At 66.5% G+C, this 10,429-nt stretch carries 8 protein-coding genes and 1 pseudogene; 6 read left to right on the top strand and 3 right to left on the bottom strand.

Going from position 1 to position 10,429, the window contains the following annotated elements:
* The 3 genes and pseudogenes from Q9R30_RS18225 to Q9R30_RS18215 all read left to right on the top strand — a co-directional run.
* A pseudogene (locus tag Q9R30_RS18225) lies at nt 1-829 on the top strand (hypothetical protein); the annotation flags it as partial.
* 275 nt (nt 830-1,104) lie between these two features.
* Nucleotides 1,105-2,331, top strand: coding sequence for a serine/threonine-protein kinase (locus Q9R30_RS18220; protein WP_104997153.1), 1,227 nt, complete (start codon nt 1,105-1,107; stop codon nt 2,329-2,331).
* Nucleotides 2,328-2,822, top strand: coding sequence for an FIMAH domain-containing protein (locus Q9R30_RS18215; RefSeq protein ID WP_311218471.1), 495 nt, complete (start codon nt 2,328-2,330; stop codon nt 2,820-2,822). The genes Q9R30_RS18220 and Q9R30_RS18215 overlap by 4 nt, the downstream gene beginning before the upstream one ends.
* A gap of 37 nt (nt 2,823-2,859) precedes the next feature.
* Here Q9R30_RS18215 and Q9R30_RS18210 read toward each other — a convergent pair whose 3' ends face one another.
* Nucleotides 2,860-3,783: a LysR family transcriptional regulator gene (locus Q9R30_RS18210; protein ID WP_311218470.1), complete on the bottom strand. Its 924-nt coding sequence runs from the start codon at nt 3,781-3,783 to the stop codon at nt 2,860-2,862.
* Nucleotides 3,784-3,866: 83 nt separating this feature from the next.
* Here Q9R30_RS18210 and Q9R30_RS18205 point away from each other — a divergent pair, with 83 nt between their 5' ends.
* The gene (locus Q9R30_RS18205) at nt 3,867-4,790 is read left to right on the top strand and encodes a DMT family transporter (protein WP_234005532.1); all 924 of its coding nucleotides are present in this window, start codon (nt 3,867-3,869) and stop codon (nt 4,788-4,790) included.
* Between the two features lie 82 nt (nt 4,791-4,872).
* On the opposite strand, the gene Q9R30_RS18200 is transcribed toward Q9R30_RS18205, so the two are convergent.
* Nucleotides 4,873-7,092 (bottom strand): NADP-dependent isocitrate dehydrogenase, encoded by a 2,220-nt coding sequence (locus tag Q9R30_RS18200; protein ID WP_311218469.1) that lies wholly within the window; start codon nt 7,090-7,092, stop codon nt 4,873-4,875.
* A 331-nt stretch (nt 7,093-7,423) separates the two neighbouring features.
* Between Q9R30_RS18200 and Q9R30_RS18195 the strand changes: the two genes are divergently transcribed.
* Both Q9R30_RS18195 and Q9R30_RS18190 read left to right on the top strand, forming a co-directional pair.
* The gene (locus Q9R30_RS18195) at nt 7,424-8,404 is read left to right on the top strand and encodes a hypothetical protein (protein ID WP_311218468.1); all 981 of its coding nucleotides are present in this window, start codon (nt 7,424-7,426) and stop codon (nt 8,402-8,404) included.
* Entirely contained in the window at nt 8,388-8,594 is a 207-nt protein-coding gene (locus tag Q9R30_RS18190; RefSeq protein WP_311218467.1) for a hypothetical protein, read from the top strand. Before Q9R30_RS18195 ends, Q9R30_RS18190 begins: the two co-directional genes overlap by 17 nt.
* 128 nt (nt 8,595-8,722) lie before the next feature.
* On the opposite strand, the gene purH is transcribed toward Q9R30_RS18190, so the two are convergent.
* Nucleotides 8,723-10,420, bottom strand: coding sequence for a bifunctional phosphoribosylaminoimidazolecarboxamide formyltransferase/IMP cyclohydrolase (gene purH, locus Q9R30_RS18185; RefSeq protein WP_311218466.1), 1,698 nt, complete (start codon nt 10,418-10,420; stop codon nt 8,723-8,725).
* Nucleotides 10,421-10,429 lie beyond the last annotated feature (9 nt).

The following is a 10,429-nucleotide window of genomic DNA, read 5'->3' as shown; positions in this document are numbered from 1 at the left end:
CGCCGCAGACGCAAGCCTGGGACTCGGAAACACCGCAACGGCCGGCTCAACCACCGCAGACGCGGCCCTCGCCGCCGACGCATCCCTAGGCCTCGGAACAGTCACCGAAACCGGCAACGCCGCGGCGGACCTCGCCGCAGCAGCCGTCGTCAACCTTGGCACCGGCAACACCGGCACCGATGCGGCCGCAACCGACCTGACCGTCGCTGCGGATGCCGTCCTCGGCCTCGGCACCGGCACCAACGGCACCACCGGCGGGCTCGCCGCCGCCATTGACGCAGCCGTAGACCTGGGCCTCGGCGGCAACAGCACTGAGGGCACCAGCGGTGGCCTCGACACCGTGGTGAATGCCGTCGTCGACCTCGGCAACGGCAACACCGGAACCACCGGCGGACTGGATGCCGTAGTTGGGCTCGGCGTTGATCTTGGACTGGGTGGCAGCAGCACCCCGGGAACTGAGAACCCGGGCACGGCTGGCCCCGGCACCGGCGGAAATAACGGCGGGAATACCGGAGGAACCGGAACCGTAGATCCCGGGACCAGCACCCCCGGCACGGGAACGGGCACGGACACGGGCACAGGCAACGGAACGGATGCCAGCACTTCAGGCACCGGCGGTTTCTCTGCAGCACCTGCTGCCGGCTCCACAGCAGTTGGCGGCGCCATTGCCGTTGACGCCGCCGCGGGCAGCACCAACCCGCGCAGCACCCCGGCCCAGGGCGGCGCCACCGCCTTGGCCAAGACGGGCGTGGACGCCTCACTGCTTCCCCTCGCCCTGTTGCTCCTGGTGGCAGGACTCCTCCTGTCCCGTAAGCGGAAAGTGTCCTGACGCCGAACGCTCTGACAGCGCCTGGCCATGCGCCTGAAGCGGCAGCACCGGCAGGCTGAGGGAAAGGAGGTTGAATAGGACAAAACCCAAGACCTTACACGACATGTCATCAGCACACATGTCCTTGTGACCGAGGGTCCGGCAGCGAAAGGCTCGTCTTTCGCCGCCGGGCCATCGGTGCGCCCGCCGGATGCCGGGCCTTATCCCCGGTTCAACCAACCCGCCCGTATAATTTGACGTACTAGAGTGCCGCAGCGCACCGGGAGGAACGGGTCATGGTGGCGGAATCGCCTAGCTCCATCAAGAATGAAGTGGTTGGCGGACGTTACCGGTTGGGTGCGGTTATTGGCCGCGGCGGCATGTCCTCGGTTTACTGTGCCCGGGATGAAAATCTGGGCCGGGACGTAGCACTTAAACTCTTTGCACCGCAGGCCCCCGACGCCGACGAACTGAAACGGCAGGAAGCAGAAATCCAGCTGCTTGCCACGCTGAACCACCCGGGACTGGTGACACTTTTCGACGCCGGGATCGATACGCGGATACCGGACGAACCGCGCCCGTTCCTGACCATGGAGCTTGTGGAGGGCCAGGACCTCAGGGGCCGGATCCGGCACAGTACGGTTCCCCTTGAGGAGCTGGCCGTCATCGGCGCGGGCATCGCCGATGCACTGGCCTACGTCCACGGGCTCGGCATCATCCACCGGGACATCAAGCCGGGCAACATACTGCTGGTCCAGATCCGTCCCGGTGAACCCCTGCGGCCAAAACTGACCGACTTCGGCATCGCACGGATCGTTGATTCAACCCGGCTGACCGCCACGGGAACCATGGTGGGCACCGCCGCCTACCTCAGTCCCGAGCAGGCGCTGGGCCAGCCCCTGGCACCGTCGACGGACATCTACTCGCTGGGCCTGGTGCTGCTCGAATGCATCAAGGGCACCGTGGAGTATCCGGGCGGTGCGGTGGAGTCTGCTGTGGCACGGCTTCACCGCGCACCGGAAATTCCCGAGGACCTGCCATCAGAATGGGCTGACCTCATCCGCTCGATGACCGCCATAGAACCGCTTGAACGGCCGGCTGCGGCGGACATCGAAACTGCCCTGCGGCAGGCGCTGGTTTCGCCCGCGTCGACGCCCGGGGAGATTGCGCCCGAAACCACGCGGGTACTGCCTGCCATGCCGTTCCGCCCTCCCTCCATTACCGCCGAGGAATCGATGGAGGAGATTCGGGAGGCCGCAGAGCTCGGTGCGTCCGGTGCCGGGGACCACGGGCCGGCCCGCCCAATGGACGCCCTGAACCGGGACCGCGCGAAAGGCATTAAGCCCAGGACCAAGCGGTTCTGGCTGGCCGCCATCCTTGGCCTTGTGGTGATTGTGGCCGCTGTAGCGGCAGTGATGTTGACTTTGTCCACTCAGTCCACACCCGACGTCGTACCTTATCCCACGGTGACCGGGATCCTCGGCGAGCATCTGGAGGAACTCCAGAAGAGCGTGGAGCCGTGAGCTTTCCTTTCGCACGCGGACGCCGGTCCGTGCTGGGATTTTCCGCGGTCCTGCTGGCGGCCGGACTTCTGAGCGGCTGCGGCGCAGCTGATACGGGGCTGCAGCGTGCCGCCGCACGGCAGCTGCAGGCCCGCGTGCTGGAAGTGACCCAGGCTTCGTCGCAGAACAATCCTGCCGCCGCGCTGAAGGCACTCGAAGGGCTCGAGGCTGAGCTGGAAGCGGCGCAGGCCGGAGGCCGGATTTCAGAAGAACGGCGCCGGAACATCACCACAATCGCCACGGCCGTCCGGGCAGACCTTAATGACGCCATCGCGGCCGCCGGGAAGGCTGCAGCGGACAAGGCGGCCGAAGAGGAGCGGATCGCCACGGAAACACAGGCCGCCGAGACCCCATCGCCCGCCGTCGAAACTCCGGCACCGGCACCGGCTCCTGCGCCCGAAGCCAGCACCGGCAAAAAGGACAACGAGGGCAAGGGAAAGGGAAACGGCTGACGCCGAGGATATCCTTGGCGCTGCCACGAGGACCGGTTCAGGCTTTTCCGTGGGCGGCCGCGGCGCCCGGCAGCGCCGCGGCTTTCCCGGTGATCTGGTTCAGGACGGCGGCGAGGGCGGGCCAGGTGCTGTTGCCCCGCCGGGTACGGGCGTAGGCGCGCACCCGGACATCCGGACCATTCAACGGAACAAGGGCCACGCCGGCCCGCGGTTCCCGGTCGGCAGGCAGCAGGCCCACGCCCATCCCGGCCAGGATGAGGTCTTCAACCAGCTCAAGGCTGTCGGCCTGATGCCTCACCCGCGGCTCAAAGTCCCCCATCGATGCGAGCAGCCGGAGGACATCCTCGTCCGCCTTGTTCCGTGAATTGCCGATCCAGTCCCGGTCCCGGAAGGCCGAGAGGACTTCGAAAGCGCTCCCGGCAACCGGCGCGGCGGCCTCTGGGACGCCCAGGCTCCAGGGTGTGCTCCACAAGTGGACGGAATCGAAGGCGGCGCCGGCGCTGTCCGGGGCAAGGTTGTAATCGTACGTCAACGCCAGATCCACGGAATCAGCAGCAAGCAGGGCAAGGGCTTCTGCAGGTTCATGCTCCCGGACTTCCAGTTTGACGCCGGGGTGCGTAACGGCGAGCTCCCCGACGATGGGCATCAGGATCTTACGGACAGCAGTGACGAAGCCGGCAACCCGGACTGTTCCCGCGGGCTCGGCACCCGGGTCGAGCCCGGCGGTCGCCGCATCCACCGCCGCCAGGATGGTCACCGCGTGATCGGCGAGGCGCCGGCCTGCGGGGGTGAGGCGCACGCGCCGGCCTGCAGGTTCCAGCAGCGCGGTGCCGGCTTCCCGCGCGAGCGCTGCAATCTGCTGGGAGACGGTCGACGTCGTCGTGCCCAGCGAGTCTGCCACGTTCCGCATGGAGCCCTGCCGGGCCAGTTCGAGCAGGACTTCCAACCGACGCGTCTCCATACAGCCATTGTCCATAATTTGCGGACGATATGTGAAGAATTATCACGTGGACGCAGACGTTTTGCGTGCGGTCTACTGGCCCCATGCCCTTTTCACCTCAACACTTCAACGGTGTGCGCTCCGGAACTGCAATGGCCGGCGGCGCAATGTGCTGCGTACAACTCGGCCTTGCCGCCTCCGTGGGGCTCGCGGACCGGCTGGGTCCCGAAGGCGTTTCGTGGCTGCGTCTGGCCTGGGCCGCCGTCATCCTGGTCGCCTTCACACGTCCGTGGCGGCACCGGTTCACCCGGTCCGGCCTGGTCACCTGCGCCCTGCTCGGCCTGACCACGGCGGGCATGACCTTGATGTTTATGGCAGCGGCCATGCGGATCCCCTTGGGCACGGCAAGCGCCTTGGAGTTTCTGGGGCCGCTGTCTGTCGCGGTCATCCGGGGACGGCGGTCGGGGCGATGGTGGGCGCTGGCGGCAGCCGCCGGGGTGGCAGCGTTGACTGAGCCGTGGCATGGCGGCACCGATCCTGCCGGGATTCTCCTGGCGCTTGGCGCGGCAGCCTGTTGGGCCGCCTACATTCTGCTGACCCAGCGCGCCGGTAACGCGGTGAGCGGCCTCCAGGCATTGGCGGTCTCCATGCCCGTCGCGGCAGTGGCAACCACCGTCTTCGTGGGCCCGGCGGTCGTCGCGCACCTGGACTGGCAGCTGCTGCTCGTTGGTGCCGGGCTTGCCCTCCTGATGCCGGTGATCCCCTTCAGCCTGGAGCTGCTGGCCCTGCGCCGCCTGAAAGCCTCGGCTTTCGGGACGCTGATGAGCCTGGAACCGGCCATCGCCGTCGTGATTGGATTCGTGGTCCTCGGGCAGGCCCCGGGTCTCAGCGCCGTCCTGGGCATAGCCCTGGTGGTGGCGGCCGGCATTGGCGTCACGCTTCAGGGCGCCCGGGAACACGAGGAAGGCACTCCACAACAGCACGACGGCGGCCCGCTGGCAGCCGAAGCGCCCGCTGCCCGTTCCTGAAGACGCGACAAAAGAGGCGGTGCGCCGGGTTACCGGCACACCGCCTCTTTTAATGCCCGGCTGCCGCAGCAGCGCGCGCCACCTAGCTGAGGGTCGCGATGACCTTGTTCAGCGTGGCAGACGGACGCATCACGGCCGAAGCCTTGGCCTCGTCCGGGTGGTAGTAGCCGCCGATGTCCACCGGCGAGCCCTGGACCTCGGCCAGCTCGCCCACGATTGTCTGTTCCTGGGAGGAAAGCTCTCCGGCGACGGAGCTGAATGCGGCGGCCAGGTCGGCGTCGTCCGCCTGCTTGGCCAGTTCCTCGGCCCAGTAGCGGGCCAGGAAGTAGTGGCTGCCGCGGTTGTCCAGCTCGCCCGCCCGGCGGCTCGGGGACTTGTTCTCCAGCAGGAACGTGCCTGTGGCGCGGTCCAGGGTGTCGGCCAGGACCTGGGCGCGCTTGTTGTCCGTGGTGGTGGCAAGGTGTTCGAAGCTGACGGCCAGTGCCAGGAACTCACCGAGGCTGTCCCAGCGCAGGTGGTTTTCCTTGAGCAGCTGCTGGACGTGCTTCGGGGCGGAGCCGCCGGCGCCGGTTTCGAAGAGTCCGCCGCCGTTCATCAGCGGAACCACGGACAGCATCTTGGCGCTGGTGCCCAGTTCCAGGATGGGGAACAGGTCCGTGAGGTAGTCGCGCAGGACGTTGCCGGACACCGAGATGGTGTCCTCGCCCTTGCGGATGCGCTCCAGGGTGAAGGCGATGGCCTTGACCGGGGACATGATCTGGATGTCCAGGCCCTCGGTGTCGTGCTCCTTGAGGTACTCGTTGACCTTGGCGATGAGGTTGGCGTCGTGGGCGCGTTCCTCGTCCAGCCAGAACACGGCCGGGGTCTGGGAAGCGCGGGCACGGGTGACGGCCAGCTTGACCCAGTCACGGATGGGCAGGTCCTTGGTCTGGCAGGCGCGCCAGATGTCGCCTTCGGAAACCTGGTGCTCAATCAGGACGTTCCCGGAACCGTCAACGATCTGGACGGTTCCGGCTTCCTGGATTTCGAAAGTCTTGTCGTGGCTGCCGTATTCCTCGGCGGCCTGTGCCATAAGGCCCACGTTGGGGACGGTTCCCATGGTGGTGGGGTCGTAGGCGCCGTTGGCGCGGCAGTCGTCGATGACCACCTGGTAGATGCCGGCGTAGGAGCTGTCCGGGAGCACGGCCAGGGTGTCGGCTTCCTTGCCGTCCGGGCCCCACATGTGGCCGGAGCTGCGGATCATGGCGGGCATGGAGGCGTCCACGATGACGTCGCTGGGGACGTTCAGGGTGGTGATGCCCTTGTCCGAGTCCACCATGGCCAAGGCGGGGCCTTCTTCGAGGCCCTTCTTGATGAGGGCCTGCACGCCGTCGCGGACGTCCTCGGGAAGGTCCTCGAGGCTGCTCAGGATGGCGGCGAGGCCGTTGTTGGGGCTGATGCCGGCGGCGGCGAGCTGCTTGCCGTAGGTCTCAAAGAGCTCGGAGAAGTAGGCCTTGACCACGTGGCCGAAGATGATGGGGTCCGAGACCTTCATCATGGTGGCCTTGAGGTGCGCGGAGAACAGCACGCCCTCTTCCTTGGCGCGCGCAACCTGTGCCTTCAGGAACTCGTCCAGGGCGGCGGCGCGCATCACGGTCCCGTCGATGACCTCGCCGGCCAGGACCGGGAATGCCTTCTTCAGGACCTTCACGGAGCCGTCTTCGCGCACCAGCTGGATGGCGATGGTGCCCTCGGACTCGATGACAACCGACTTCTCGTTGGAGCGGAAGTCATCCTGGCCCATGGTGGCCACGTTGGTTTTGGAATCCGGGGTCCAGGCGCCCATGGAGTGCGGGTTCTGGCGGGCGTAGTTCTTGACGGATAGCGGTGCCCGGCGGTCCGAGTTGCCTTCGCGCAGGACCGGGTTCACGGCAGAGCCCTTGATCTTGTCGTAGCGCGAGCGGATGGCCGTTTCCTCGTCCGAGGACGGGTTGTCCGGGTAGTCCGGGAGGGCGTAGCCCTGGCCCTGCAGCTCGGCAATGGCTGCCTTCAGCTGCGGGATGGAGGCGCTGATGTTGGGCAGCTTGATGATGTTGGCTTCCGGCGTCTTCGCCAGCTCACCGAGTTCAGCAAGGGCGTCACCGATCTGCTGCTCGGGGGTCAGGTAGTCACCGAAGACGGCGATGATGCGGCCGGCGAGCGAAATGTCGCGGGTCTCCACCTCCACACCTGCTGTCGAGGCGAACGCCTCGATGATGGGCAGGAACGAATAGGTAGCCAGCATCGGCGCTTCGTCGGTGTGGGTGTAGATAATCTTGGACATGCGCGGGCGTCTCCCTGTGGGTCGGCTTGGTTGTGAAAAATTCGGTCTATTTCACCACGTACAACTTACCCGAGCGCACGGATTTCAACCCTACCGGAGCCTCTGCGTTACCCTCACGGTGAGCAGGGTTACAGCGATGGAGAACGCACGACGCCGGGACGCACCCGGACGGGTCGGCCGTCGTCGCGCCTTTCATGCCGTACGTTCCCGCCGCTGCCGCCGGCGGCCATACATGATACGTCACTACTATTTACAAACCTGTCATGTAGCGATAAATTCGCAGGGTAACTTTGGGCCCTTTCCGGGCTATCCACGTTCAGACAGGACAACAATGACACGCACCTGGTCCCTGGCTTCCGGCCTCCTGAGCATCTCGGCTGCTGCCGTTCTGGCACTTACCTCCGCCGGCGGGGCCGCCGCTGCACCGACTGCAACCGAGGATAATAAGAATCCCTCCGTGACCAGTGCGATCCTTGACACCAACGGCGTGGCAGATTACTGGACGGCTGACCGGATGCGCAGCGCGGTCCCCGGTGATGTCCTGGCCGGCAAAGCCCTGGAACGGGGCAACCGCTCAAGCACCGACGTTGTGGAGAAGGGCAAGGACACCACGGTTAAGGCCACCAAGGGCAAAGCCACCATCGCCCAGAGCGAGACCCCGGTCAGCCACATCGGCAAGGTGTTCTTCACCATGGGCGGCTCAAACTACGTCTGCTCCGGCAACGCCGTGGCTTCCGCGAACGGCAGCACCGTGGCCACCGCCGGTCACTGCGTGAATGAGGGGCCCGGGGCGGACGCCACCAACTTCATCTTTGTTCCTGCGTATGAGAACGGCGCGGCACCCTACGGCAGATGGACTGCCAAGGCCCTCTACTCGCCCACCGCGTGGAGCCGGGACGGGGACATGGCCTATGACACGGGTTTCGCCGTTATGCAGCCCCTGAACGGCCAGACGCTCACTGCCGCAGTGGGCGGGTCCGGCGTTGCCTTCAACCAAGGGTACGGCCTCACTTATAAGTCCTTCGGTTACCCGGCGGCAGCCCCCTTCAACGGCGAGACCCTCAAGAGCTGCACCGGCACGGCAACACGAGATACCATCAACCCCCAGTTTGGAACCCAGGGAATCCGCTGCGACATGACCGGCGGTTCCTCCGGCGGGCCCTGGTTCATCGGCGCGGATCCGTTCGGCACCAATGCAGCCGGTGTCCAGAACTCCGTCAACAGCTACGGCTACAACCGCTCCGCTGTCATGTACGGCCCGTACTGGGGAGATGTCATCCAGGCGACCTACGCCAGTGCATCAGCATCCTAAGGACATTCCCCGCCCCGATTCCGTCAGCCACGCCGAGCTGAACCAGACGCACGAGGCGGTCCTCGAGTACTGGACAGCGGAACGGATGGCGGAAGCCAAGCCCCGGGAGCTGCGACTTCCGGGAGAGGGTCCGCGTCTCAAGCAGGGGGACGCGGACACCGGTAAACCGGAGTCCGGGCCTTCTGACTGACACAGCAGGAAATACTGACGGCGCCCGTCCCCTTCGCGGGGCGGGCGCCGTCGTCGTTAACTCATCGACTGCTCCGCAACTGCCGCTATCGGATGCGAAAACGGCAGTTACGGAGCAATGGGTGGGGCTTAGTGGAAGAAGTGCCGGGCGCCGGTGAAGTACATGGTGATCCCTGCGGCGTTGGCCGCCGCGATGACTTCCTCGTCCCGGACGGAACCGCCGGGCTGGACCACTGCGCGGACGCCGGCGTCGATCAGGATCTGCAGGCCGTCGGCAAACGGGAAGAATGCGTCGGAAGCCGCCACCGCGCCGCGGGCCCGCTGGGGTGCACCGCTGCCGCTGGCGTTAGTGGCACCCCCGGGTGCGTCGCTCCCACTGGCGCTGCCGGACTCGACCTCCACGCCGAGCGTGTTGGCCCGCTCCACGGCCAGGCGGCAGGAGTCCAGGCGGTTGACCTGGCCCATGCCGATGCCGACGGCGGCGCCGTTCGAGGCAAGGAGGATGGCGTTGGACTTGGCGGCGCGGCAGGCAGTCCAGGCGAAGGCGAGGTCGGCGAGGGTCTTCTCGTCCGCAGCTTCCCCGGCGGCAAGGGTCCAGTTGGCGGGGTTGTCGCCGTCGGCATCCACCTTGTCGCTCACCTGTACCAGCATGCCGCCGGAGACCTGGCGGAACTCCGTGGGGTAGCGGCCGTAGCCTTCCGGCAGGGTAAGCAGGCGGATGTTCTTCTTCCTGGACAGGGTCTCGACGGCTTCCGGTTCGAAGCCGGGGGCGATGACCACCTCGGTGAAGATGTCCTTGACGGTGTTGGCCATTCCAGCGGTGATCGGGCGGTTGGCCGCGATCACTCCGCCGAACGCGGAAACCGGATCACAGGCGTGGGCCTTGGCATGGGCATCGGCGATGGGGTCGGCGGCATCTGCGGAACCGACGGCCACGCCGCACGGGTTGGCGTGCTTGATGATGGCCACGGCCGGTTCGCTGAAGTCGTAGGCGGCGCGGAGGGCGGCGTCGGCGTCAACGAAGTTGTTGTAGCTCATGGCCTTGCCGTGCAGCTGGTCGGCCTGGGCGATGCCCACGGGCGCGGCCTTGTCCACGTACAGGGCAGCCTGCTGGTGCGGGTTTTCGCCGTAGCGCAGCACCTCGGAGCGCTCCAGCGAAAGACCGGCGTAGGCGGGCCAGTCGATGACGCCGTCGCCGTCCTCGTCCAGGAACTGGCTCGCGGTCCAGGTGGCCACGGCGTTGTCGTAGGACGCGGTGTGGGCGAACGCCTTGGCGGCCAGCCGCCGTCGTGTCTTCAAATCAAAGCCGCCTTCAGCGGCTGCGGTGACCACCTGGCCGTAGAAGGACGGGTCCACCACAATAGCGACGGCGGCATGGTTCTTCGCAGCAGAGCGCACCATGGCGGGGCCTCCGATGTCGATCTGTTCGACGACGTCGTCCTGGGCTGCGCCGGACTTCACGGTCTCCACGAACGGGTAGAGGTTCACCACCACCAGGTCGAAGGGCTCGATCTCCATCTGGGTGAGCGTGTCCATGTGGGCTGCCACACGGCGGTCAGCCAGGATGCCGCCGTGGACGCGCGGGTGCAGCGTTTTCACCCGGCCGTCCAGCATCTCCGGAGAACCGGTGACCTCCTCGACCTCCTGGACGGGAATCCCCGCCGCGGCGATCTTCTTGGCGGTGGACCCGGTGGATACAAGCTTGACCCCCGCTGCGTGCAGGCCCTGGGCGAGCTCCTCCAGACCGGTCTTGTCGTAAACCGAGATCAGTGCCCGGCGGATGGGAACACGGTCGATGGATACGCGCTCATGCTGCGTGAAGCTCACAAATGTCTC

It is taken from the genome of Arthrobacter sp. AB6 (genome assembly GCF_031844545.1).
Taxonomy (GTDB): Bacteria; Actinomycetota; Actinomycetes; order Actinomycetales; family Micrococcaceae; genus Arthrobacter.
The sequence above is the reverse complement of the archived record's forward strand: the minus strand, read 5'-3'. Positions and strand labels throughout refer to the sequence as shown.